The organism is Bacillus sp. BACIII, from assembly GCF_057836745.1.
This window is the reverse complement of sequence record NZ_CM174437.1, coordinates 2,815,001-2,838,156: the sequence shown is the minus strand read 5'-3', so window position 1 is coordinate 2,838,156 and position 23,156 is coordinate 2,815,001. Positions and strand designations below refer to the sequence as shown.

Annotated in this window: 36 protein-coding genes, 1 rRNA gene and 2 pseudogenes (1 of these 39 cut by a window edge); 36 read left to right on the top strand and 3 right to left on the bottom strand. The window is 44.6% G+C overall.

Annotated elements, in window-relative coordinates; genetic code table 11:
• Positions 1 to 3 precede the first annotated feature (3 nt).
• From rpsC to ACXN9U_RS13675, 31 genes and pseudogenes are all read left to right on the top strand, one after another.
• Entirely contained in the window at positions 4 to 660 is a 657-nt protein-coding gene (rpsC, locus tag ACXN9U_RS13825) for a 30S ribosomal protein S3 (RefSeq protein ID WP_003156476.1), read from the top strand.
• Between the two features lies 1 nt (position 661).
• Positions 662 to 1,096, top strand: a complete 435-nt coding sequence (rplP, locus tag ACXN9U_RS13820; protein ID WP_003156478.1) for a 50S ribosomal protein L16 — start codon at positions 662 to 664, stop codon at positions 1,094 to 1,096.
• The gene (gene rpmC / locus ACXN9U_RS13815) at positions 1,086 to 1,286 is read left to right on the top strand and encodes a 50S ribosomal protein L29 (protein WP_003156482.1); all 201 of its coding nucleotides are present in this window, start codon (positions 1,086 to 1,088) and stop codon (positions 1,284 to 1,286) included. The genes rplP and rpmC overlap by 11 nt, the downstream gene beginning before the upstream one ends.
• Positions 1,287 to 1,308: 22 nt before the next feature.
• Positions 1,309 to 1,572 carry a 30S ribosomal protein S17 gene (gene rpsQ, locus ACXN9U_RS13810; protein WP_016935900.1) on the top strand — a complete coding sequence of 88 codons (264 nt, stop codon included), beginning with the start codon at positions 1,309 to 1,311 and terminating at the stop codon, positions 1,570 to 1,572.
• 40 nt (positions 1,573 to 1,612) lie between these two features.
• Complete coding sequence (gene rplN / locus ACXN9U_RS13805; protein WP_007410404.1) at positions 1,613 to 1,981, top strand: 50S ribosomal protein L14; 369 nt, start codon at positions 1,613 to 1,615, stop codon at positions 1,979 to 1,981.
• A gap of 36 nt (positions 1,982 to 2,017) precedes the next feature.
• Positions 2,018 to 2,329 carry a 50S ribosomal protein L24 gene (rplX, locus tag ACXN9U_RS13800; protein ID WP_014469620.1) on the top strand — a complete coding sequence of 104 codons (312 nt, stop codon included), beginning with the start codon at positions 2,018 to 2,020 and terminating at the stop codon, positions 2,327 to 2,329.
• A gap of 26 nt (positions 2,330 to 2,355) precedes the next feature.
• A complete protein-coding gene (gene rplE, locus ACXN9U_RS13795; RefSeq protein WP_003156487.1) occupies positions 2,356 to 2,895 on the top strand; it encodes a 50S ribosomal protein L5 in 540 nt (179 codons plus the stop codon).
• Between the two features lie 22 nt (positions 2,896 to 2,917).
• Positions 2,918 to 3,103: a 30S ribosomal protein S14 gene (gene rpsN, locus ACXN9U_RS13790; RefSeq protein ID WP_003156488.1), complete on the top strand. Its 186-nt coding sequence runs from the start codon at positions 2,918 to 2,920 to the stop codon at positions 3,101 to 3,103.
• A 31-nt stretch (positions 3,104 to 3,134) separates the two neighbouring features.
• Positions 3,135 to 3,533, top strand: coding sequence for a 30S ribosomal protein S8 (gene rpsH / locus ACXN9U_RS13785; RefSeq protein WP_003156489.1), 399 nt, complete (start codon positions 3,135 to 3,137; stop codon positions 3,531 to 3,533).
• Positions 3,534 to 3,563: 30 nt separating this feature from the next.
• Positions 3,564 to 4,103 carry a 50S ribosomal protein L6 gene (gene rplF / locus ACXN9U_RS13780; RefSeq protein WP_060963745.1) on the top strand — a complete coding sequence of 180 codons (540 nt, stop codon included), beginning with the start codon at positions 3,564 to 3,566 and terminating at the stop codon, positions 4,101 to 4,103.
• Between the two features lie 33 nt (positions 4,104 to 4,136).
• The gene (rplR, locus tag ACXN9U_RS13775; RefSeq protein ID WP_013350816.1) at positions 4,137 to 4,499 is read left to right on the top strand and encodes a 50S ribosomal protein L18; all 363 of its coding nucleotides are present in this window, start codon (positions 4,137 to 4,139) and stop codon (positions 4,497 to 4,499) included.
• Positions 4,500 to 4,523: 24 nt separating this feature from the next.
• Positions 4,524 to 5,024 (top strand): 30S ribosomal protein S5, encoded by a 501-nt coding sequence (rpsE, locus tag ACXN9U_RS13770; protein WP_003328273.1) that lies wholly within the window; start codon positions 4,524 to 4,526, stop codon positions 5,022 to 5,024.
• A gap of 13 nt (positions 5,025 to 5,037) precedes the next feature.
• Positions 5,038 to 5,217, top strand: a complete 180-nt coding sequence (rpmD, locus tag ACXN9U_RS13765) for a 50S ribosomal protein L30 (protein ID WP_003156497.1) — start codon at positions 5,038 to 5,040, stop codon at positions 5,215 to 5,217.
• Between the two features lie 30 nt (positions 5,218 to 5,247).
• Positions 5,248 to 5,688: a 50S ribosomal protein L15 gene (rplO, locus tag ACXN9U_RS13760; RefSeq protein ID WP_003156499.1), complete on the top strand. Its 441-nt coding sequence runs from the start codon at positions 5,248 to 5,250 to the stop codon at positions 5,686 to 5,688.
• A gap of 1 nt (position 5,689) precedes the next feature.
• Positions 5,690 to 6,985 carry a preprotein translocase subunit SecY gene (gene secY / locus ACXN9U_RS13755; RefSeq protein WP_016935898.1) on the top strand — a complete coding sequence of 432 codons (1,296 nt, stop codon included), beginning with the start codon at positions 5,690 to 5,692 and terminating at the stop codon, positions 6,983 to 6,985.
• 51 nt (positions 6,986 to 7,036) lie between these two features.
• Positions 7,037 to 7,690 carry an adenylate kinase gene (locus ACXN9U_RS13750; RefSeq protein WP_045927001.1) on the top strand — a complete coding sequence of 218 codons (654 nt, stop codon included), beginning with the start codon at positions 7,037 to 7,039 and terminating at the stop codon, positions 7,688 to 7,690.
• Positions 7,687 to 8,433 (top strand): type I methionyl aminopeptidase, encoded by a 747-nt coding sequence (map, locus tag ACXN9U_RS13745; RefSeq protein ID WP_003156505.1) that lies wholly within the window; start codon positions 7,687 to 7,689, stop codon positions 8,431 to 8,433. The genes ACXN9U_RS13750 and map overlap by 4 nt, the downstream gene beginning before the upstream one ends.
• A gap of 73 nt (positions 8,434 to 8,506) precedes the next feature.
• Positions 8,507 to 8,780 (top strand): annotated as a pseudogene (locus ACXN9U_RS13740) (KOW domain-containing RNA-binding protein).
• Positions 8,758 to 8,976 (top strand): translation initiation factor IF-1, encoded by a 219-nt coding sequence (infA, locus tag ACXN9U_RS13735; protein WP_003156508.1) that lies wholly within the window; start codon positions 8,758 to 8,760, stop codon positions 8,974 to 8,976. Before ACXN9U_RS13740 ends, infA begins: the two are co-directional and overlap by 23 nt.
• 33 nt (positions 8,977 to 9,009) lie before the next feature.
• Positions 9,010 to 9,123, top strand: a complete 114-nt coding sequence (gene rpmJ / locus ACXN9U_RS13730; RefSeq protein ID WP_003156543.1) for a 50S ribosomal protein L36 — start codon at positions 9,010 to 9,012, stop codon at positions 9,121 to 9,123.
• Positions 9,124 to 9,145: 22 nt separating this feature from the next.
• Positions 9,146 to 9,511 carry a 30S ribosomal protein S13 gene (gene rpsM, locus ACXN9U_RS13725; RefSeq protein ID WP_003156545.1) on the top strand — a complete coding sequence of 122 codons (366 nt, stop codon included), beginning with the start codon at positions 9,146 to 9,148 and terminating at the stop codon, positions 9,509 to 9,511.
• A 24-nt stretch (positions 9,512 to 9,535) separates the two neighbouring features.
• Positions 9,536 to 9,931 (top strand): 30S ribosomal protein S11, encoded by a 396-nt coding sequence (rpsK, locus tag ACXN9U_RS13720; RefSeq protein WP_003156547.1) that lies wholly within the window; start codon positions 9,536 to 9,538, stop codon positions 9,929 to 9,931.
• A gap of 176 nt (positions 9,932 to 10,107) precedes the next feature.
• Entirely contained in the window at positions 10,108 to 11,052 is a 945-nt protein-coding gene (locus tag ACXN9U_RS13715) for a DNA-directed RNA polymerase subunit alpha (RefSeq protein ID WP_003156549.1), read from the top strand.
• A 77-nt stretch (positions 11,053 to 11,129) separates the two neighbouring features.
• On the top strand, positions 11,130 to 11,492 hold the full coding sequence (gene rplQ / locus ACXN9U_RS13710; protein WP_003156550.1) for a 50S ribosomal protein L17: 363 nt from the start codon (positions 11,130 to 11,132) through the stop codon (positions 11,490 to 11,492).
• A gap of 131 nt (positions 11,493 to 11,623) precedes the next feature.
• Positions 11,624 to 12,469, top strand: coding sequence for an energy-coupling factor ABC transporter ATP-binding protein (locus ACXN9U_RS13705; RefSeq protein ID WP_016935896.1), 846 nt, complete (start codon positions 11,624 to 11,626; stop codon positions 12,467 to 12,469).
• Complete coding sequence (locus ACXN9U_RS13700) at positions 12,445 to 13,314, top strand: energy-coupling factor ABC transporter ATP-binding protein (RefSeq protein ID WP_224988801.1); 870 nt, start codon at positions 12,445 to 12,447, stop codon at positions 13,312 to 13,314. Before ACXN9U_RS13705 ends, ACXN9U_RS13700 begins: the two co-directional genes overlap by 25 nt.
• On the top strand, positions 13,311 to 14,108 hold the full coding sequence (locus tag ACXN9U_RS13695; protein ID WP_016935894.1) for an energy-coupling factor transporter transmembrane component T family protein: 798 nt from the start codon (positions 13,311 to 13,313) through the stop codon (positions 14,106 to 14,108). The genes ACXN9U_RS13700 and ACXN9U_RS13695 overlap by 4 nt, the downstream gene beginning before the upstream one ends.
• Before the next feature lie 12 nt (positions 14,109 to 14,120).
• A complete protein-coding gene (truA, locus tag ACXN9U_RS13690) occupies positions 14,121 to 14,864 on the top strand; it encodes a tRNA pseudouridine(38-40) synthase TruA (RefSeq protein WP_060963740.1) in 744 nt (247 codons plus the stop codon).
• A 159-nt stretch (positions 14,865 to 15,023) separates the two neighbouring features.
• Positions 15,024 to 15,461 (top strand): 50S ribosomal protein L13, encoded by a 438-nt coding sequence (gene rplM / locus ACXN9U_RS13685; protein ID WP_003156556.1) that lies wholly within the window; start codon positions 15,024 to 15,026, stop codon positions 15,459 to 15,461.
• A 20-nt stretch (positions 15,462 to 15,481) separates the two neighbouring features.
• Positions 15,482 to 15,874, top strand: coding sequence for a 30S ribosomal protein S9 (gene rpsI, locus ACXN9U_RS13680; RefSeq protein WP_003225846.1), 393 nt, complete (start codon positions 15,482 to 15,484; stop codon positions 15,872 to 15,874).
• 138 nt (positions 15,875 to 16,012) lie between these two features.
• Positions 16,013 to 16,780 carry a class I SAM-dependent methyltransferase gene (locus ACXN9U_RS13675; protein WP_224988797.1) on the top strand — a complete coding sequence of 256 codons (768 nt, stop codon included), beginning with the start codon at positions 16,013 to 16,015 and terminating at the stop codon, positions 16,778 to 16,780.
• Positions 16,781 to 16,820: 40 nt separating this feature from the next.
• Here the strand turns inward: ACXN9U_RS13675 and ACXN9U_RS13670 are convergent.
• Positions 16,821 to 17,267: pseudogene (locus ACXN9U_RS13670) on the bottom strand (DinB family protein).
• A 131-nt stretch (positions 17,268 to 17,398) separates the two neighbouring features.
• Here ACXN9U_RS13670 and ACXN9U_RS13665 point away from each other — a divergent pair.
• From ACXN9U_RS13665 to ACXN9U_RS13655, 3 genes are all read left to right on the top strand, one after another.
• Entirely contained in the window at positions 17,399 to 17,842 is a 444-nt protein-coding gene (locus ACXN9U_RS13665; RefSeq protein ID WP_224988808.1) for a DUF2521 family protein, read from the top strand.
• Between the two features lie 60 nt (positions 17,843 to 17,902).
• Complete coding sequence (gene cwlD / locus ACXN9U_RS13660; protein ID WP_159353711.1) at positions 17,903 to 18,616, top strand: N-acetylmuramoyl-L-alanine amidase CwlD; 714 nt, start codon at positions 17,903 to 17,905, stop codon at positions 18,614 to 18,616.
• Between the two features lie 79 nt (positions 18,617 to 18,695).
• The gene (locus tag ACXN9U_RS13655) at positions 18,696 to 19,748 is read left to right on the top strand and encodes an Mrp/NBP35 family ATP-binding protein (RefSeq protein ID WP_489201800.1); all 1,053 of its coding nucleotides are present in this window, start codon (positions 18,696 to 18,698) and stop codon (positions 19,746 to 19,748) included.
• 35 nt (positions 19,749 to 19,783) lie between these two features.
• Here the strand turns inward: ACXN9U_RS13655 and gerD are convergent, their stop codons facing one another.
• Positions 19,784 to 20,338 carry a spore germination lipoprotein GerD gene (gene gerD / locus ACXN9U_RS13650; protein WP_016935887.1) on the bottom strand — a complete coding sequence of 185 codons (555 nt, stop codon included), beginning with the start codon at positions 20,336 to 20,338 and terminating at the stop codon, positions 19,784 to 19,786.
• Positions 20,339 to 20,445: 107 nt separating this feature from the next.
• On the opposite strand from gerD, the gene kbaA reads away from it, so the two are divergent.
• Entirely contained in the window at positions 20,446 to 21,042 is a 597-nt protein-coding gene (gene kbaA / locus ACXN9U_RS13645) for a KinB-signaling pathway activation protein (RefSeq protein ID WP_007410420.1), read from the top strand.
• A gap of 1 nt (position 21,043) precedes the next feature.
• Here the strand turns inward: kbaA and pdaB are convergent, their stop codons facing one another.
• Positions 21,044 to 21,808, bottom strand: coding sequence for a polysaccharide deacetylase family sporulation protein PdaB (gene pdaB, locus ACXN9U_RS13640; RefSeq protein ID WP_045926996.1), 765 nt, complete (start codon positions 21,806 to 21,808; stop codon positions 21,044 to 21,046).
• 406 nt (positions 21,809 to 22,214) lie between these two features.
• Here pdaB and ACXN9U_RS13635 point away from each other — a divergent pair.
• A 16S ribosomal RNA gene (locus ACXN9U_RS13635) occupies positions 22,215 to 23,156 on the top strand; it runs 608 nt beyond the window's last position.

Genomic DNA, 23,156 nt, shown 5'->3' with positions numbered 1-23,156 from the left:
GTAGTGGGTCAAAAGGTAAATCCAGTCGGTCTTCGTATCGGAGTCATTCGTGATTGGGAATCTAAGTGGTACGCTGGTAAAGATTACGCTGACTTCCTGCACGAAGATTTAAAAATTCGTGAATTCATTAGCAAACGCCTTTCTGACGCTTCTGTTTCTAAAGTAGAAATCGAGCGCGCAGCAAACCGCGTTAACATTACGATCCACACTGCTAAGCCTGGTATGGTAATCGGTAAAGGCGGATCTGAAGTTGAAGCACTTCGTAAAGCCCTTAACAGCCTAACTGGCAAGCGTGTACACATTAACATTCTTGAAATCAAAAGAGCAGATCTTGATGCTCAGCTTGTAGCTGACAACATCGCTCGTCAACTAGAAAACCGTATTTCTTTCCGCCGTGCGCAGAAACAACAAATCCAACGCACTATGCGTGCTGGAGCACAAGGTGTGAAAACAATGGTTTCCGGCCGTCTTGGCGGAGCTGACATCGCTCGTTCTGAATACTACAGTGAAGGAACTGTTCCATTGCACACTTTACGTGCTGACATCGACTATGCAACATCTGAAGCTGACACAACTTACGGTAAGCTCGGTGTAAAAGTCTGGATCTATCGTGGAGAGGTTCTTCCTACTAAGAAGAAAACTGAGGAAGGAGGAAAATAATATGTTATTACCAAAACGCGTTAAATATCGCAGAGAGCATCGCGGAAAAATGCGCGGTCGCGCTAAAGGCGGTACTGAAGTACATTTTGGTGAGTACGGTATCCAGGCTCTTGAAGCTTCTTGGATCACGAACCGCCAAATCGAAGCTGCACGTATTGCGATGACTCGTTACATGAAACGTGGCGGTAAAGTTTGGATTAAAATTTTCCCTTCAAAACCTTACACTGCTAAACCGCTTGAGGTACGGATGGGTTCCGGTAAAGGGGCTCCTGAAGGCTGGGTAGCTGTTGTAAAACCTGGCAAAGTTTTATTTGAAATTTCTGGTGTGTCTGAAGAGGTAGCTCGTGAAGCGCTTCGTCTTGCATCTCACAAATTGCCAATTAAAACGAAGTTCGTAAAACGTGAAGAAATTGGTGGTGAATCAAATGAAAGCTAATGAAATTCGTGACCTTACCACTGCTGAAATTGAACAAAAAGTAAAGTCTCTTAAAGAAGAACTTTTCAATCTTCGCTTTCAATTAGCGACAGGACAACTTGAAAATACTGCTCGCATTCGTGAAGTGCGCAAAGCTATCGCGCGCATGAAAACTGTGATTCGTGAAAGAGAAATTGCTGCTAACAAATAATCACTGAGGGGAGGTCGTGAGCATGAGCGAACGTAACCAACGCAAGGTTTACCAAGGCCGTGTTGTTTCTGACAAAATGGATAAAACCATCACTGTTGTTGTTGAAACATACAAAAAGGATCCTATTTACGGTAAACGCGTAAAATACTCAAAGAAATTAAAAGCACATGATGAAAATAATCAAGCTAAAATCGGAGACATCGTGAAGATCATGGAAACTCGTCCATTATCTGCAACTAAACGTTTTCGTCTAGTAGAAGTTGTCGAAGAAGCTGTTATTATCTAATAAAGTTCGGAATTCTTTTTCCGAAGGGAGGTAACAAATAATGATTCAACAAGAGACTCGTTTAAAAGTTGCTGACAACTCCGGTGCGCGTGAGGTACTTACTATTAAAGTTCTTGGCGGTTCTGGACGTAAAACGGCTAACATTGGTGATGTAATTGTTTGCACGGTTAAACAAGCAACACCAGGAGGCGTTGTCAAAAAAGGTGAAGTCGTAAGAGCTGTTATCGTTCGCACAAAAAGCGGAGCACGCAGAACTGACGGATCATACATCAGCTTCGATGAGAATGCATGTGTTATCATCCGTGACGACAAGAGCCCGCGTGGAACTCGTATCTTCGGACCGGTTGCTCGTGAATTACGTGAAAACAACTTCATGAAAATTGTTTCTCTGGCTCCAGAAGTTATCTAATGAAATAAATGCCTTACTCAAGGAGGTGCGATCAGGATGCATGTGAAAAAAGGCGATAAAGTAATGGTTATCTCTGGTAAAGATAAAGGCAAACAAGGTACGATCCTTGCTGCTTTCCCTAAAAAGGACCGCGTTCTAGTTGAGGGCGTAAACATGGTGAAGAAACACTCTAAACCGACTCAAACAAACCCTCAAGGCGGTATTTCTAATCAAGAGGCGCCAATTCATGTATCAAACGTTATGCCGCTCGATCCTAAAACAGGTGAAGTGACTCGCGTAGGATACAAAGTGGAAGATGGCAAAAAAGTTCGTATTGCTAAAAAATCTGGGCAAGTTTTAGATAAATAGTAATTAAAGGAAGGGAGGTCTATCTCATGAACCGCCTTAAAGAAAAGTACAATAAAGAAATTTCACCTGCTTTAATGACGAAGTTCAACTACGACTCTGTTATGCAGGTGCCAAAAATCGAAAAAATCGTAATCAACATGGGTGTTGGTGATGCTGTTCAAAATGCGAAAGCAATCGACAGTGCTGTTGAAGAATTAACGTTTATCGCAGGTCAAAAACCTGTCGTTACTCGTGCGAAGAAATCAATTGCTGGATTCCGTCTTCGTGAGGGAATGCCTATCGGTGCGAAAGTAACTCTTCGCGGAGAGCGCATGTATGATTTCCTTGATAAACTTATTTCTGTATCTTTACCGCGTGTACGTGACTTCCGCGGGATTTCTAAGAAATCTTTCGACGGTCGCGGAAACTACACTCTTGGTATCAAAGAACAGTTAATCTTCCCTGAAATTGACTACGATAAAGTAACAAAGGTTCGCGGAATGGACATCGTTATCGTAACGACTGCTAACTCTGACGAAGAGGCTCGTGAGCTATTAACTCAAGTAGGTATGCCGTTCCAGAAATAATCAATGAAAGGGAGGCGAAATCGTGGCTAAAAAGTCAATGATTGCGAAACAACAACGTACACCAAAGTTTAAAGTGCAAGAGTACACTCGCTGTGAACGCTGCGGACGTCCGCACTCAGTCATTCGTAAATTTAAACTTTGCCGTATTTGTTTCCGTGAGCTTGCATATAAAGGACAAATTCCTGGCGTGAAAAAAGCCAGCTGGTAATCCCCAAGAATGGGAAGGAGGTAATTATATAATGGTTATGACAGATCCAATTGCAGATATGCTGACTCGTATTCGCAATGCAAACATGGTACGTCATGAGAAGCTTGAAATTCCTGCTTCTAAATTGAAAAGAGAAATTGCTGACATTTTAAAGCGTGAAGGTTTCATTCGTGACGTTGAGTTCGTAGAAGACAGCAAACAAGGTATCATCCGCGTTTTCTTGAAATACGGACAAAACAACGAGCGCGTTATCACTGGTCTTAAAAGAATCAGCAAACCAGGTTTGCGTGTATACGCTAAATCAAATGAAGTACCTCGCGTACTTAACGGTCTTGGAATTGCGATTATTTCTACATCACAAGGTGTTTTAACGGACAAAGAAGCCCGTGCAAAACAAGCTGGTGGAGAAGTTCTAGCATACGTTTGGTAAGAAGTTTAACAAGAATGGAGGTGTTTTAGTATGTCTCGTGTAGGTAAAAAACTGCTTGAGATCCCATCTGGAGTTACAGTAACGCTGAACGAAGGCAACACTGTAGCTGTAAAAGGACCAAAAGGAGAATTAACTCGTACTTTCCATCCTGATATGGAAATCAAAATTGAGGACAACGTGCTTACAGTCACTCGTCCTTCTGATCATAAAGAGCACCGTGCGTTGCATGGTACGACTCGCAGTCTGCTTGGAAACATGGTTGAAGGCGTATCTAAAGGATTTGAAAGAGGTTTGGAATTAGTCGGTGTCGGTTATCGTGCGGCTAAATCCGGTAACAAACTTGTTTTAAACGTTGGATACTCTCACCCTGTTGAGATGGTTCCTGAAGAGGGCATCGAAATCGAAGTTCCTTCTCAAACAAAAGTAGTTGTAAAAGGTACAGACAAAGAGCGTGTAGGAGCTACTGCTGCTAACATCCGCGCTGTACGTTCTCCAGAGCCTTACAAAGGTAAAGGAATCCGCTACGAAGGTGAAGTTGTTCGCCGTAAAGAAGGTAAATCTGCTAAGTAAGACCGCTTAAAGTGAAGAAAGGAGTGACCAAGGATGATTACGAAAACTAGCAAAAATGCTGCTCGTCAAAAAAGACATGCTCGTGTTCGTGCTAAACTTTCAGGCACAGCTGAAAGACCTCGTCTGAATGTGTTCCGTTCAAACAAACACATTTATGCTCAAATCATCGATGATGTAAATGGCGTTACACTTGTTAGTGCCTCTACTCTCGACAAAGATTTGAACGTGGAAAGCACTGGTGACAGCGCTGCTGCTGCTAAAGTCGGTGAACTCGTTGCGAAACGCGCTTCTGAGAAAGGTGTTTCTGACGTAGTATTTGACCGCGGCGGATACTTATACCATGGACGTGTAAAAGCTCTGGCCGATGCAGCTCGTGAAGCTGGACTGAAATTTTAATAAAAAAAGGAGGGACACATGATTATGCGTCGTATTGACCCAAGCAAATTAGAGTTAGAAGAACGCTTAGTTACGGTTAACCGCGTAGCGAAAGTTGTTAAAGGTGGTCGTCGTTTCCGTTTCGCAGCTCTAGTCGTTGTCGGTGACAAAAACGGTCACGTAGGTTTCGGTACTGGTAAAGCACAAGAAGTACCTGAAGCAATCCGCAAAGCTGTTGAAGATGCGAAAAAGAATTTGATTGAAGTACCAATGGTTGGAACTACGATTCCACACGAAATCATCGGACGTTTCGGTGCAGGCAATATCTTGTTGAAACCTGCTTCTGAAGGTACTGGAGTTATCGCTGGAGGCCCTGTACGTGCGGTACTTGAGCTTGCTGGCGTTGCTGATATCCTTTCTAAGTCTTTAGGTTCTAACACACCGATCAACATGATCCGTGCAACACTTCAAGGTTTAAGTGAGCTTAAACGTGCCGAAGATGTTGCGAAGCTTCGTGGAAAATCTGTAGAAGAACTGTTAGGATAAGGAGGGAACATTAATGGCTAAATTAGAAATTACCCTCAAACGCAGTGTAATCGGTCGCCCGGAAGATCAGCGCGTTACTGTCAGAACACTTGGTTTAAAGAAAACGAACCAAACTGTCGTTCATGAAGATAACGCTGCGATCCGCGGTATGATTAATAAAGTATCTCATCTAGTTTCTGTTAAAGAACAATAAAAATAAATTATAGGCTAAGGAGGTGTCCTAATGAAACTTCATGAATTAAAGCCTTCAGAAGGTTCACGCAAAGTGCGCAATCGCGTAGGTCGTGGTATTGGTTCTGGTAACGGTAAAACAGCTGGTAAAGGTCACAAAGGTCAAAACGCTCGTTCCGGCGGCGGTGTGCGCCCTGGATTCGAGGGGGGACAAATGCCTTTATTCCAACGTCTTCCTAAGCGTGGTTTTACAAACATCAACCGTAAGGAATACGCTATTGTGAACGTAGACAAATTGAACGGTTTTGCGGAAGGAACGGAAGTCACTCCTGAACTTCTTCTTGAGACTGGTGTTATTAGCAAACTAAATGCAGGAGTAAAGATTCTTGGCAACGGTAAATTAGAGAAAAAATTAACTGTAAAAGCCAATAAATTCTCTGCTTCTGCGAAAGAAGCTGTTGAAGCTGCTGGCGGTACAGCTGAGGTGATCTAACTTGTTTAAGACAATCTCCAACTTTATGCGTGTGAGTGATATTCGGAATAAAATCATTTTCACATTACTCATGCTTATCGTCTTTCGCATAGGTGCGTTTATCCCTGTGCCATATGTTAATGCTCAGGCGTTACAGACACAAAGTTCGATGGGGGTTTTTGATCTCCTTAATACATTTGGCGGCGGTGCGCTTTATCAGTTCTCCATCTTTGCGATGGGAATTACGCCTTACATCACTGCTTCGATCATCATTCAGCTGCTTCAGATGGATGTTGTGCCGAAGTTTACCGAGTGGTCTAAGCAAGGTGAAGTCGGCCGCCGTAAATTAGCTCAGTTCACGAGATATTCTACGATTGTGCTTGGTTTTATCCAGGCATTAGGTATGTCTTATGGATTTAACAACCTGGCAAACGGTATGCTGATTGAGAAATCCGGTATATCGACATATCTGATTATTGCTTTAGTACTCACTGGAGGAACTGCTTTTTTAATGTGGCTGGGAGAACAAATTACTTCCAATGGAGTAGGAAACGGAATTTCGATCATCATCTTCGCGGGGATTGTGGCTAGTATTCCGAAAACTGTTGGGCAGATTTATGAGACTCAATTTGTCGGCAGCAGCGATCAGCTGTTTATTCATATTGTGAAAATCGCCTTACTGGTGATTGCGATTTTGGCCGTAATTGTTGGTGTTATTTTCATTCAGCAGGCCGTACGCAAAATCGCGATTCAATATGCAAAAGGGCAAGGTCGTTCACCTGCTGGCGGAGGCCAGTCAACTCACCTTCCGCTTAAAGTGAATCCGGCAGGGGTTATTCCGGTAATCTTTGCGGTTGCGTTTCTTATAACGCCGCGTACTATCGCGTCATTTTTCGGAACAAACGATGTGACAAAGTGGATTCAAGCCAACTTTGACAATACACATCCGGTGGGCATGACGGTTTATGTCGCATTAATTATCGCCTTTACGTACTTCTATGCTTTTGTGCAGGTAAACCCTGAACAAATGGCAGATAACCTTAAAAAACAGGGTGGCTATATCCCGGGGGTTCGTCCAGGGAAAATGACTCAAGATAGAATTACGAGCATTTTGTATCGACTTACGTTTGTGGGTTCTATATTCTTAGCCGTGATTTCCATTCTTCCTATCTTTTTCATTCAATTCGCTGGATTGCCTCAAAGTGCACAGATTGGCGGAACATCTTTGTTAATTGTCGTGGGGGTAGCCTTGGAGACAATGAAGCAGCTGGAGAGCCAGTTAGTGAAACGTAATTACCGAGGATTTATGAAAAATTAGAGGACTGGTTTTAACCATTCCTCTAAATAAGAGAGGACGGGGGAAATCCGAATGAACTTAGTCTTAATGGGACTTCCTGGAGCCGGTAAAGGCACACAGGGAGAACGAATTGTTGAGGATTATGGGATACCTCATATCTCAACGGGAGATATGTTCCGTGCTGCTATGAAAGAAGAGACACCACTCGGACTCGAAGCAAAGTCTTATATCGATAAAGGCGAGCTCGTACCGGACGAAGTCACAATCGGCATTGTCAAAGAAAGACTCGGCAAAGATGATTGTGAAAGAGGTTTTCTTCTGGACGGATTTCCGCGAACAGTCGCTCAGGCTGAAGCTCTTGAAAACATTCTTGAGGAATACGGCAAGCCGATTGATTATGTCATTAACATTAAAGTAGACAAAGACTCTTTAATGGAACGTTTGACTGGACGCAGAATTTGCAGTGTTTGCGGCACAACCTATCATTTGGTTTTCAATCCGCCGAAAACGCCGGGTGTTTGTGATAAAGACGGAGGAGACCTTTATCAACGGGCAGATGATAATGAGGAAACCGTCTCAAAACGGCTTGAGGTCAACATGAAGCAGACTCAGCCTTTACTGGATTTTTATTCCGGGAAAGGATATCTTGTCAACGTCAATGGCCAGCAGGACATTAATGACGTGTACAAAGATGTGAAAGAGCTTCTTGGAGGATTGAGCAAATGATTATCTGTAAGACCCCTCGTGAGCTTAGCATCATGCGGGAAGCAGGGCGAATCGTGGCTTTGACTCATGAAGAGATGAAAAAGCACATTAAACCAGGAATCTCGACAAAAGAATTGGATCAAATTGCCGAACGTTTTATTGAGAAGCAGGGTGCAATCCCATCTTTTAAGGGGTATAATGGGTTTCGCGGGAGCATCTGTGTATCAGTTAATGAAGAACTCGTTCACGGAATTCCCGGTAAAAGGGTTTTGCGTGACGGTGACATTATCAGCATTGATATCGGTGCTAAATTAAATGGTTATCATGGTGACTCTGCTTGGACATATCCGGTAGGAAACATCAGTGATGATGATAAACGACTGCTGGAAGTGACAGAGGAGTCTTTATATAAAGGCTTGAAGGAAGCAAAACCAGGTGAACGTTTGTCGAATATTTCCCACGCAATACAAACGTATGTCGAAAATGAGCAGTTTTCAGTTGTTAGGGAGTATGTCGGACATGGTGTTGGTCAAGACTTGCATGAGGATCCGCAAATTCCTCATTACGGTCCGCCAAACAAAGGACCTAGGCTGAAGCCTGGTATGGTTCTCGCTATAGAACCGATGGTTAACGCTGGCAGCCGGTATGTGAAAACATTGGCTGATAACTGGACGGTTGTAACGGTAGATGGGAAAAAGTGTGCTCATTTTGAACATACGATTGCGATTACGGAAACGGGTTTTGATATACTGACAAAAGTCTAGATGATGAAATGAATTCCATGACACATGTTTTTCATTCCGCACCTGGGCAGATTGTAGGGTTACAATTGGTCGGGTGAAAAACCGGCTAGCTGCTGTTATCGGAATGACGATTCATCATCATGTACTAAAGCAGACGGAGAAAAGCGTACATTTCATTCTCCTTAGAAAAAGAATATCAATCATTCACCCTTTATGATTGCGTATCTCCGGAAGTTCAGAACAGTATAAACGAAACAGGGCGTGTGACAAACGGATAACTGAGATTTTCTCTTTTGAAATTTGTCAGAGAGCAAGTTACTGATTTGAAGAAGGGAGAACACTTGAATGGCGAAAGACGATGTAATTGAAGTGGAAGGTACGATAGTCGAAACTCTGCCAAACGCGATGTTCAAAGTTGAACTCGAAAATGGCCATACGGTTTTGGCTCACGTATCTGGTAAAATCCGCATGCACTTCATTCGCATTTTACCTGGAGACAAAGTTACGGTAGAATTATCTCCATATGACTTAACTCGTGGCAGGATTACGTACCGTTACAAATAAAGCACTCCGGAAACTGAAGGAGGTTGGAAACACATGAAAGTGAGACCATCAGTTAAACCAATCTGCGAGAAATGTAAAGTTATTCGCAGAAAAGGAAAAGTAATGGTGATCTGTGAAAATCCAAAGCATAAACAAAAACAAGGATAATTAATAAGGAGGTGCCCAGAGAATGGCTCGTATTGCTGGTGTAGATATCCCACGTGACAAACGTGTTGTTATTTCTTTAACATATGTCTTCGGAATTGGCCGCACAACGGCTCAGCAAGTCTTGAAAGAGGCTGGTGTTTCTGAAGATACTCGTGTGCGTGATCTTACTGAAGAAGAACTTGGTAAAATCCGTGATGTTATTGACAAACTGAAAGTAGAAGGTGACCTTCGCCGTGAAGTTTCTCTTAACATCAAGCGTCTGATCGAAATCGGAAGCTACCGCGGAATCCGCCATCGCAGAGGTTTGCCTGTTCGCGGACAAAACTCTAAAAACAATGCGCGTACTCGTAAAGGTCCGCGTCGTACTGTAGCTAACAAGAAAAAATAAGTAAGTAAGGGAGGTACCTAAACAATGGCTGCTGCTCGTAAACAAAACACGCGTAAACGTCGCGTGAAAAAGAATATTGAGTCAGGAATCGCTCATATTCGTTCAACTTTCAATAACACGATCGTTACGATCACTGATACTCATGGTAATGCTATTTCTTGGTCAAGTGCCGGAGCTCTAGGATTCAGAGGTTCTCGTAAATCTACTCCTTTTGCTGCGCAAATGGCTGCTGAAACAGCTGCTAAAGGTTCAATCGAACACGGACTTAAAACTCTTGAAGTAACTGTTAAAGGACCAGGTTCTGGCCGTGAAGCTGCAATCCGTGCTTTACAAGCTGCCGGACTTGAAGTTACAGCTATCAGAGACGTAACTCCTGTTCCTCATAATGGATGCCGTCCACCAAAACGTCGCCGCGTGTAATTTGTTTGTATAGATTTTGTGTCCCTGTCAATAATGGGTTATGATACAGTTATTTATGAAACGAATGCACCGACTCGTTGCCTGAGCACATACGGGACTAAACAATGGGGAATTTCGGATGGAATCTCATATGATTCTATTCGAGGTTTCGACGTTTTGAAGGAGGGTTTTAAGTAATGATCGAGATTGAAAAACCAAAAATCGAAACGGTTGAAATCAGCGACGATGCCAAATTTGGTAAGTTTGTCGTAGAGCCGCTTGAGCGTGGATATGGTACAACTCTGGGTAACTCCTTACGTCGTATCCTCTTATCCTCACTCCCTGGTGCCGCTGTAACATCGATCCAGATAGATGGTGTACTGCACGAATTCTCGACAATCGAAGGCGTTGTGGAAGATGTTACAACGATTATCTTGCACATTAAAAAGCTTGCATTGAAAATCTACTCTGATGAAGAGAAGACGCTCGAAATTGATGTACAGGGTGAAGGAACTGTCACAGCAGCTGATATTACACACGACAGCGATGTTGAAATCCTTAATCCGGATCTTCATATCGCGACTCTTGGTGAGAATGCGAGTTTCCGAGTTCGCCTTACTGCACAAAGAGGACGTGGGTATACACCTGCTGATTCGAACAAAAGAGACGATCAGCCAATCGGCGTGATTCCGATCGATTCAATCTTTACGCCAGTTTCTCGTTTATCTTATCAGGTAGAAAACACTCGTGTAGGCCAGGTTGCAAACTATGACAAACTTACACTTGATGTTTGGACTGACGGAAGCACTGGACCGAAGGAAGCAATTGCTCTCGGTTCTAAGATTTTAACTGAACACCTTAATATATTCGTTGGTTTAACTGACGAAGCTCAGCATGCTGAAATCATGGTTGAAAAAGAAGAGGATCAAAAGGAAAAAGTTCTTGAAATGACGATTGAGGAACTTGATCTTTCTGTCCGTTCTTACAACTGCTTGAAGCGTGCGGGCATTAACACGGTTCAAGAACTTGCGAACAAGACGGAAGAAGATATGATGAAAGTTCGCAACCTGGGACGCAAATCACTTGAAGAAGTGAAAGCGAAACTAGAAGAACTTGGACTCGGCCTTCGCAAAGACGATTGATCTAGTTTCCATGTGAACTAGGATTTTCGTGTGTTTTTTATTTAGAAACAGCATTCCATTAAAGGAGGGGACATCACATGTCATACAGAAAACTAGGACGTACGAGTTCACAGCGTAAAGCTATGCTTCGTGATCTTACAACAGATTTGATCATCAACGAAAGAATTGAAACAACTGAAACACGTGCGAAAGAACTTCGCTCTGTTGTTGAAAAGATGATCACTCTTGGTAAGCGCGGTGACTTGCATGCTCGTCGTCAAGCTGCTGCATACATTCGCAACGAGGTTGCAAATGAAGAAAATAACCAAGATGCACTTCAAAAATTATTCTCTGACATTGCAACTCGTTACGAGGAGCGCCAAGGCGGATACACACGTATTATGAAGCTTGGTCCTCGCCGTGGTGACGGTGCACCAATGGCAATCATCGAATTGGTTTAATCACATATTTTTGTGTATCTAAAGAAGGGCGGGACAGTTTCTAACTGGATCTATGCCCTTTTTTTAGATACCAGAACTTTTTATTATGAGACAGAAAAGCAGAGCTATAGCTGAGAGGAGGCCAGGCACCCGTGGATCAAAAACAGCTTATATCCGTAAAAGACATCTTATTTCGATACCGCAAAGATGCAGAAAGACCGGCGCTGGACGGTGTGAGTCTGGAGGTATACGAAGGAGAATGGCTTGCTATCGTAGGCCACAACGGTTCAGGGAAGTCGACTTTGGCCAGAGCGCTGAACGGACTGATTTTGCCTGAGGCCGGAGATATTGAAGTCGGCGGCATCAAACTGACTGAAGATACCGTGTGGGATGTGCGAAAAAAAATAGGGATGGTCTTTCAGAATCCCGATAACCAATTTGTCGGAACAACGGTTCGCGATGATGTGGCTTTTGGTTTAGAAAACAATGGTGTTCCGCGCGAAGAAATGATCGAGAGAGTAGATTGGGCTGTCAAACAAGTCAATATGCAGGATTTTCTTGATCAAGAGCCGCACCATCTCTCCGGAGGTCAAAAACAAAGAGTGGCGATCGCAGGGATTATTGCTGCTCGTCCTGATATTATGATTTTGGATGAAGCGACATCCATGCTTGACCCGATCGGGAGAGAAGAAGTCCTTGATACTGTCAGACGCTTAAAAGATCAGGGCACGGCCACCGTCATTTCGATTACACATGACCTGGAAGAAGCCGCAAGGGCGGACAGAATCATTGTAATGAACGGCGGCAGGAAGTATGCAGAAGGCCCGCCTGAAGAGATTTTTAAATTAAATGAAGACTTGGTTCGCATCGGTCTTGATTTGCCTTTCTCATTCCAGCTCAGCCTGCTTTTGAAAGAAAGCGGACTGGCGTTAACGAAAAACCATCTGACTCAGGAAGGGCTGGTGAATGAGCTGTGGACATTAAAATCAAAGATGTAGAACATCGCTATCAAATGAAGACACCGTTTGAACGGCTTGCTCTGTATGATATCAATGCCGTGATAAAAGAGGGCAGCTATGTGGCCGTCATCGGGCATACAGGGTCGGGCAAATCGACGCTCTTACAGCATTTAAACGGTTTGCTGAGACCTACTAAAGGGCAGCTTGAACTCGGCAGCACGATTTTGGCAGCCGGTAAAAAAAATAAAAATCTTAAGACTTTGCGGAAAAAAGTCGGAATCGTTTTCCAATTTCCCGAACATCAGCTGTTTGAGGAGACTGTGCTGAAGGACATCTCATTCGGACCGATGAATTTCGGTGTGAAAAAAGAAGACGGTGAACGAAAGGCGAAAGAGATGCTGGAGCTTGTGGGCCTCCCGGAAGACATTTTGGATCGTTCGCCGTTTGAGCTCAGCGGCGGTCAGATGCGCAGAGTGGCGATTGCGGGCGTTCTCGCGATGGAGCCGGAAGTGCTGGTTTTGGATGAACCGACGGCCGGCCTTGATCCCAGAGGGCGCCAGGACATTATGGACATGTTCTATGCGCTTCATAAGCGTGGGAACTTAACTACCATTCTCGTCACCCACAGTATGGAGGATGCTGCCCGCTATGCCGACGAGATGATCGTCATGCATAAAGGAACCATTAAAGCGACGGGAAGTCCGCGCGACTTGTTTGCAAAAGGTGAAGAGATGGCCGAAATGGGTCTGGATCTTCCTGAATCGGTGAAGTTTCAGAGACGGCTTGAGACGGCTCTCGGCGTCAAGTATGAGAAACCCATGCTGACCCTGCAGGATGCCGCCAGCGAAATTAAGGCTTTCTTTCAGGAGGAAAAGGACCAATGATGGACAGCATGATTATCGGAAAGTATGTTCCCGGTTCATCGCTTATTCACCGGTTGGACCCGCGAACAAAACTTGTCAGCATCTTTCTTTTTGTATGTATCGTCTTTTTGGCAAACAACGTGCAGACGTACGCTTTGCTCGGTTTATTTACATTTGGGGTGATCGCCTTAACGCGAGTGCCTTTCAGCTTTTTACTGAAGGGGCTTAAGCCGATTATCTGGATTGTGGCGTTTACGTTTTTACTGCACATCTTCATGACGCATGAAGGGTCTGTCATTTTTCAGCTTGGCTGGTTTAAAGTATATGAGGGCGGACTTGTACAGGGGATTTTTATCTCTCTCCGTTTCGTCTATCTCATCTTTATGACGACGCTGCTGACGCTGACGACAACGCCGATTGAAATAACGGATGGAATGGAGCAGCTCTTGAATCCATTTAAAAAGGTGAAGCTGCCCGTACACGAACTCGCGTTAATGATGTCGATTTCGCTGCGCTTTATCCCGACGCTGATGGAAGAGACGGATAAAATCATGAAGGCGCAAATGGCGAGGGGGGCGGATTTTACAAGCGGTCCGGTGAAAGACAGAATCAAAGCTGTTGTTCCGCTGCTTGTTCCGCTGTTTGTCAGCGCCTTTAAACGCGCGGAAGAGCTCGCGGTCGCCATGGAGGCGAGAGGCTACCAGGGCGGTGAGGGGAGAACGAAATACAGAAAGCTCGTCTGGACCGGAAAGGATACCGGAGCCATTCTGCTCATCATCGTATTAGCCGTATTATTGTTTTTCTTAAGAAGTTAGAGGTGCTGCTGAATGAGAATGAAATGTACCATTGCTTATGACGGGCATTTATTTAACGGATATCAGGTTCAGCCTGGAAAACGGACCGTTCAAAGTGAATTGGAAAAGGCGCTGGCCGTCATCCACAAAACGGACGGCAGGGTGCCTGTCATCTCATCGGGCCGCACTGACAGCGATGTTCATGCTGCCGGGCAGGTCATTCATTTTGATACGCCGCTGTCCATTCCGGCTGAAAAATGGCCGTTTGCGCTCAATGCCCTGCTGCCTGATGATATTGCCGTCAAAACAGCAGAGATTGCGGATGATGGGTTCCATGCACGATTTAGCGCAGTCCAAAAGGAATATCGCTACTTTGTATATACGGAGAAACACCCGGACGTATTTAAACGACATTACGCTTACCATTTTGCATATCAGCTTAATGTGCAGAAAATGAGGGAAGCTTCAAGGCACCTCATCGGGACACATGATTTCACAAGTTTTTGCGCGGCTGATACCGCGGTTCAGGATAAAGTCAGAACAGTTTACGAACTGGATTGGACTGAGACCGGAGACGGTCTGCAAATGCGGATCACCGGAAACGGATTTCTGTATAATATGGTCAGAATCATTGCCGGAACGTTATTGGACACAGGAACTGGAAAATTTTCTCCTGATGATGTAAAAGCAATGCTGGAAGTGAAGGATCGCGAAGCCGCGGGGCGCACCGCACCGGGGCACGGGCTGTATTTATGGCGCGTTTGCTATGACAACTAAACCAGGTGTAACATTTTCTTGACAGAGTCTGCATAAAGTTATAAGATATCATATGGTATGTATTTCAACCCCACGATAAGCCCCGGAACTTATTGTGTTGTGAAATAGAACGTAACAGAAGTTTATGAAAAAATGACAGATCATTTAGGAGGGAATTAAATGCGTACAACACCTATGGCTAACGCAAGTACTATTGAACGCAAGTGGTTAGTTGTTGATGCAGCTGGCAAGACTTTAGGACGTCTTTCTACAGAAGTTGCATCTATCCTTCGCGGGAAACACAAACCGACTTACACACCGCACGTTGATACTGGAGATCATGTGATCATCATCAACGCTGAAAAAATCGAGTTAACTGGTAAAAAGTTAACTGATAAAATCTACTACCGTCACACAATGCACCCAGGCGGTCTGAAATCAAGAACTGCTCTTGAAATGCGTACAAACTACCCTGAGAAAATGCTTGAGCTTGCTATCAAAGGCATGCTTCCAAAAGGTTCTCTAGGTCGTCAAATGTTCAAAAAATTGAACGTATACCGTGGTTCTGAGCATCCACATGAAGCACAAAAACCTGAAGTTTACGAACTTCGCGGTTAATTAAAAAGGAGGTTACCAATTTGGCACAGGTTCAATATTACGGTACTGGCCGTCGTAAAAGTTCTGTAGCGCGTGTGCGCTTAGTTCCAGGAGAAGGTCGTATCGTCGTTAATAATCGTGAAATCAGCGAGCACATTCCATCTCCAGCTCTAATCGAAGATATCAAACAACCATTAACTTTAACTGAAACAGCTGGTACTTATGATGTTTTAGTAAACGTACATGGAGGCGGCTTATCTGGTCAAGCTGGAGCAATCCGTCACGGTATCGCTCGTGCTTTGCTTGAAGCAGATCCAGAATACCGTGCAACACTTAAACGTGCTGGTCTTCTGACTCGTGACGCTCGTATGAAAGAACGTAAAAAATACGGTCTTAAAGGCGCTCGTCGTGCACCTCAGTTCTCAAAACGTTAATCGTTTTGGATTGCAAAAACCACAACTTCTTGGTTGTGGTTTTTTTGTATTTTTTTCTCATATCGAAGAGGTTATCCAATGTATTTCTAGAATTGTTTTGTTATACTCTATTCATTACCAATAAGGAGCGCAGTTATAATGAATAAGTTAGCCATACATAACAGCAAGGCATGGGATAAAAAAGTCGAAACGGGCAATGAATGGACGGTTGCGGTTGATTCCCATACGATTGGTGAAGCGAAAAAAGGCAATTGGAGCATCAGAATGACCCCCGCAAAAGACGTGCCGGAGGATTGGTTCCCATCCATAGACGGTTTGAAGGTTCTTTGTCTCGCTTCAGGAGGAGGACAGCAAGGCCCGGTGCTGGCTGCTGCAGGAGCTGATGTCACCGTCTTTGACAATTCGGAAAAGCAGCTTGCGCAAGACAGAATGGTTGCCGAACGGGATCACCTTACACTTCGGACTGTCAAAGGCAGCATGAATGATCTGAGCTGTTTTGATGATGAGTCATTTGATTTTATCGTGCATCCGGTATCGAATTGCTTTGTTGATTCAGTTCTCCCGGTATGGAAAGAAGCCTATCGCGTATTAAAAAAGGGCGGATCGTTAATCTCCGGTTTTGTAAATCCCGTCGTGTTCTTATTTGATATGGATTTAGAGCAGGAGGGCGTCCTAAAAGTAAAGTATTCCATTCCGTTTTCGGATGAAAAAGATCTGAGCAAGAAAAAAGTACAGGAACTCATGGAGAATCATGAAGCATTTGAATTCGGCCATACGTTAGAGGATCAAATTAAAGGCCAGATTGACGCAGGCTTCATGGTTGCGGGTTTTTATGAGGACAAGGGCGGCCTCGTTCTGGATGAATACATTAATACATACTCCGTAACAAGAAGCATCAAAATATAAAAACAGCATCCCGTGACCGATGCTGTTTTTTTGCGGCTTTTTACTGCGGGCGGCTGATCACATTAGCTGAAACCGGTTCTATTCCAATTTCTCTGGCCCAAACCGACAGTTGTCCCATATGGTGAATCTCATGCGTAAGGATATGGCGGAGAATATCATCTTTATGAAAGGTTTGGTCCATCTAGCCCGGCTTAACAAGGTCCGTTCCTTTGCCGGAGACCGCTTGAATGACATCCTCCCGATACTGTTCAGAGAGCTTCCGGAGATCCTGTATGCTGGCATCATCAGACTCAGCGGGCAAAACATCAGCTTTACCTAAAATGGCACGAGCCCAGCTGATTTCGACATCAATGATATGAAATAAAGTCCGCAAGATGCTCTCCATTCCGCCCGTCCGGGATTTCGTCAGTTCCTCTCGGCTCAGCTTTTCACATATCGCAAACCACTCATCACGTACCGTCCAATTGTATTGAAACAGCTTTTTCATAACGTCACCTCTGCTCTTTATTCTCCCAGTTAACATGAAACCCCTTCATTTGGGAGGATTTCCACTATCAACAAAGCATGCTTTTTCCTTATTCCTTTCAAAATAACAGTAAAAAGGAGAGTGAAATGGCAATGGCAGAGGTTTTATCTTTTTCAGACGTGAAACGGCAGAAGGATTATGAGCTTGAGAAAAATTTACTCAAGGAGCTGTCACTGACGCAAATCATTCAATCCGTAAAAGCGTGTCTCACCCCCTTGTTTCCCTTTTTTCAGGACGAAAACGGGATTCTCAGTGAAGGGTGCATAGATTTTGCAATAGAAGCGTATTTATTAGGCGGCCGGTTCGGCGTCTTTGGCTATTATGGCGAGGCCCTGCAGAGGGCAAACGCGCGTTCGGCTGAAGAAGAGGAAGAACTGACGGTCGATTTTTTTGAATATCTTTGCAATTGGACGCATGAGCAATATTCTTCCATAGAACAAAAAGAAATCTATGAAGCGTCCTGCCGGTTTATCAACAGCTGGTGGACGGAAGGATTCCTGCAAAGAGAAAAACAATGTAAGCTCCGCATGAGGTAATCATAATTTCTTCCCTTGTCCCATACTTATTAATAACGGGGACAAGCGGGAGGGAAAAGTATGAGAAAAAAACTGAAATGGCTCGGTTTTTTACTTGGCTTTATCATATTATTGTGTTTATTCCGGTTTCAATTTCATAATGATGATTCCTGGCGGCCGTGGAGCCTGCCGCTGAGCGGGAAGATCATCTATCTCGATCCGGGACACGGCGGACCGGACGGCGGCGCTACGGGAGGCAGTCATCTTGAAAAAGATATTACTCTTGAGGTGGCCTCTAGGGTGAGAGACTATTTACAGGAGCAAGGGGCTTTGGTCATCATGACGCGGGAGACGGATACCGACTTGGCGCCTAAAGGGACGAAAGGCTACAGCAGACGCAAAGCGGAAGACCTTAGAAAGCGTGTGGAACTCATCAACCGTTCAGAGGCGGAGCTTTATATCAGCATTCATCTGAACGCCATACCGTCACCGAGATGGAGCGGCGCCCAAAGTTTTTACTATGGAAAATACGAAGAGAATGAAAAAGTGGCAAAGTATATACAAGATGAACTGAGAATTAACTTGGAGAATACGACGAGAAAGGCGAAACGGATACACGGCATATACTTAATGCAGAATGTAACCAAACCGGGCGCGCTGGTGGAGATCGGATTTTTATCCAATCCGGCAGAAGCGAAAAGGCTCGGCCAGCCTAAATATCAGGACATCATCGCTTCTTCCGTGTATAAGGGCGTATTGAGATACTTCACAGAGAAAGGCGACCCTCCCGAGTAAGGAGGGTTTTTCGCCGATTCTATAATTAATATATGGTATAATACCACTTGTAAACGAATACACAAAGGGTGAGGGTTCGATGATAAGAGAAGATGAAGTTAGAAATATAATCGGAAAAATGCGCGAACCTTTTCTTCATAGACCGCTGGGAGAATTGGATGCCGTTAAGGAAGTAAAGGTCAAGCCGGAAAAACGGCATGTCAGTGTGAAAATTGCATTGGCAAAAACGGGGACGGCTGAGCAAATGAGCATTCAGCAGGAAATGGTATCTGTTCTAAAAGAAGCAGGAGCGGAAACTGTCGGTCTTCGGTTTGAAGAGCTGCCGGAAGAGACATTGGCGAAATTCAGCCAGCCGGCGTCTGAAAGTGAAACCTTACTGAATAGGAAACATCCGCCGGTCTTTCTGGCAGTGGCAAGCGGAAAAGGCGGGGTCGGCAAATCAACGGTTTCCGTCAATCTGGCCATTTCTCTTGCTCGGCTCGGCAAAAAAGTCGGCCTGATCGATGCGGATATATACGGATTCAGCGTGCCTGACATGATGGGTATTACAGTTCGTCCGACAGTAGAAGGAGAAAAACTGCTTCCTGTCGAAAGATTTGGAGTAAAGGTCATGTCTATGGGCTTTTTCGTCGAAGAAAACGCTCCGGTTGTTTGGAGAGGGCCTATGCTCGGTAAGATGCTGAACAACTTCTTCCATGAGGTTGACTGGGGAGAGGTTGACTACATCGTTCTCGATCTGCCGCCGGGCACGGGGGATGTTGCGCTCGATGTACACACGATGCTTCCGAGCTGCAAAGAGATTATCGTATCAACGCCGCATCCTACGGCTGCATTTGTAGCGGCGAGAGCGGGTTCTATGGCGATTAAGACAGATCATGAAGTTGTAGGGGTCATTGAAAATATGGCTTACTATGAAAGTGCAAAAACCGGCGAGAAAGAATATGTGTTCGGCCAAGGCGGAGGGGATAAGCTTGCAGAGGAATTGCAGGTGCCGCTGCTTGGCAGAATTCCTTTAAAACAGCCTGATTGGGACAAAGACCAGTTTGCGCCTTCTGTTTATGACAGAAGCCATCCGATCGGAGAAATTTATATGGGGATCGCCCAAAAAGTTATTGAAAAAACAGCTGAATAAAAAAGGGGCCGGGATCAATACGGCCCGGCCTTTTATTAGCTTTCTTTTTCAGAGCTTGAAGCCGCTTTTTTCAGTTCATCCTCAAATTGCTTTTTGAAAAGCGGGCTGGAAAGTGTCTCTGTAATCACATCTTCTAAGTAACTGCGGAATTTTTGGCTTTTCACCAGCTCGTAGTATTTTTTATCCATGCCGGGGTCCTGCATGATCTGCATAAAACTTTTCTGATAATCAGGGTCTTTCATCAGTTTTTTTATGATTTTTTCGTGCTCGGGCTGAAGTGTCTTTGCAAAGCTCTCGGCGAACTTTGAGTCTTCGAAGATGGTTTTCCAGAACTCCGCCCCTTTTTTAGAGGTGAGGGTTTTCTCTATTGTGCCTTTAATGGCATTCTGATCAATCACCAATGCCTCATTCATCGCATCGTCATTTAATATTTCCTTAATTGCTTTTTTTCCATCATCTGTTTTTAATATATCGACAACCATTTTTTTAGTCTGGTCATAATCCATATCCGCTGCTTGGTCTTTTGGAGCGCAAGCTGTTACAGATAATACAACAAAACAGCTTATCAATAGCGTTTTGGCTTTTGACATGCGTAAGCTCCTTCCTTACTTGTTCTTACTTTTAATATGATTCACCGGAATGGATTTATACATAACAAAATATCGCTGAACGCGATTGTCAGGGGGATGAATAAGAGATGAAAAGCCGCGGGCTTGTTCGATTTTTCTTTTCGATTTTAGCTGTGGGCGCTCTTATTACAAGCGTCGTGGGATTTGCACTGAAGTGGGGGGAGTATAAGGGGTTCTTTCTGAATTTTGAGGCCGGTCAGATTTTCTCCGTTCTAATCTGGTTTATCGGAGTAGGCATGATCTTCAGTGTGATCAGTCAAATGGGATTTTTTGTATTTTTGACAGTGCACCGTTTTGCCCTTGAAATCCTCAGATCAAGCTCGCTTTGGAATCTGCTTCAGCTGTTTATCATTCTGTTTGTTGCTTTTGATTTAATGTATGTGAGATTTTTGTTTTTTGGTGAGCGGGATGACTCGATTGCAGGGTTTGTCTGGCTTCCGCTTGCCCTTCTTGCTGTCGGCCTGTTGACGGCATATATAAAACAAAAGCAGTCCTCAAAAAATACGTTCGTTTCATCGTTATTTTTAATGGTTGTTATTACAGCGCTTGAATGGGTTCCTGCGTTAAGGGTGAATAATGAGGACTGGCTTTATTTGATGCTGATTCCGCTGATGGGCTGCAACGCATTTCAGCTGTTAATGCTGCCGAAGTTTGCCCAGAGGTAGCCTATTTCACTTCTGATGACTTGACGTCAGTATTTGCGATCAGATCACCGACAGTCACGTTTTTAAGACCCTTTTGTTTTAAATTGTGAATGATGGCGGGGAGCGCTTCTTCCGTTTGCGTTGCTGAATCAGAGGCGTGCAGCAGAACAATGTCGCCGCCTTTTATATGACTGTTTACATTTTCAATGATTTTATCAGGGCCGGGATTTCTCCAATCCTGTGAGTTAATGCTGTAATGAACCACTGAATAGTGGTACTGCTGTGCAATGGTAAGAACCTTTTTATTAAATTGTCCGGTCGGCGGGCGGAGTAAATGAACATTCTTCACACCCATTTTCTTAAATGCTGTCTGGGCTCTGAGGATATCCTTCTTGATGTCTTGATCCTCTAGACTGGTATAGTTCTTATACGCATAGCCCATGCTTCCGATTTGATGCCCGTCTTTAATCATACGTTCGACTGTGTCCGGGTGCCGTTCCGCCCAAGAAGCTGACAGAAAAAAAGTGGCGTTTTTAATGCCGTTTGCCTTCAGCGCGTTCAGAATCGGAACCGCCTTTTCATCGCCCCAGCTGATATCGAATGTTAATGCCACTTCGTCTGATTTCGTCTCCCCTTTAGAAATCGCTTTTGGACCGTTATCGGTTAAAAATACAGGAAGGGGGACAGCTCTCTGTATATAAAAAAAGCTGGCTGCTGCAAATGCGGCAATAATAATAATAAGCAGCTGTTTTATCCTTTTGATGTGCCACACGTAGAAGTGGTTCACTGATGACGCCTCCTTATCTTGTCCATGCTTGATTACATCGTATGCCGCAGCGGAGATGAATATAACGAATTATAGTTTTAAAAAAAGATGAAAAAAACACTTGCTATATTTAGCGGGTGCATGGTATATTATTAAACGTCGCTGATGAACAGCAGACAACAACAAAAAGCTTCGAAAACGACTTGAAAAAAGTTGTTGACATAAAAGAAGCTGAGTGGTAAGATAATAAAGCTGCTTCAACAAGCGGTGATGATCTTTGAAAACTAAACAAGACAAAACGTACCTGTTAATTCAAAGTTTTAAATAAATCGCACAGCGATGTGCGTAGTCAGTCAAACTAAGGTCTGCACGATGCAGATCACACAGACGTTACTGCAGGATGCAGTGAACTTAGTCTGTGATCCATTTATCGGAGAGTTTGATCCTGGCTCAGGACGAACGCTGGCGGCGTGCCTAATACATGCAAGTCGAGCGGACAGATGGGAGCTTGCTCCCTGATGTTAGCGGCGGACGGGTGAGTAACACGTGGGTAACCTGCCTGTAAGACTGGGATAACTCCGGGAAACCGGGGCTAATACCGGATGCTTGTTTGAACCGCATGGTTCAAACATAAAAGGTGGCTTCGGCTACCACTTACAGATGGACCCGCGGCGCATTAGCTAGTTGGTGAGGTAACGGCTCACCAAGGCGACGATGCGTAGCCGACCTGAGAGGGTGATCGGCCACACTGGGACTGAGACACGGCCCAGACTCCTACGGGAGGCAGCAGTAGGGAATCTTCCGCAATGGACGAAAGTCTGACGGAGCAACGCCGCGTGAGTGATGAAGGTTTTCGGATCGTAAAGCTCTGTTGTTAGGGAAGAACAAGTGCCGTTCAAATAGGGCGGCACCTTGACGGTACCTAACCAGAAAGCCACGGCTAACTACGTGCCAGCAGCCGCGGTAATACGTAGGTGGCAAGCGTTGTCCGGAATTATTGGGCGTAAAGGGCTCGCAGGCGGTTTCTTAAGTCTGATGTGAAAGCCCCCGGCTCAACCGGGGAGGGTCATTGGAAACTGGGGAACTTGAGTGCAGAAGAGGAGAGTGGAATTCCACGTGTAGCGGTGAAATGCGTAGAGATGTGGAGGAACACCAGTGGCGAAGGCGACTCTCTGGTCTGTAACTGACGCTGAGGAGCGAAAGCGTGGGGAGCGAACAGGATTAGATACCCTGGTAGTCCACGCCGTAAACGATGAGTGCTAAGTGTTAGGGGGTTTCCGCCCCTTAGTGCTGCAGCTAACGCATTAAGCACTCCGCCTGGGGAGTACGGTCGCAAGACTGAAACTCAAAGGAATTGACGGGGGCCCGC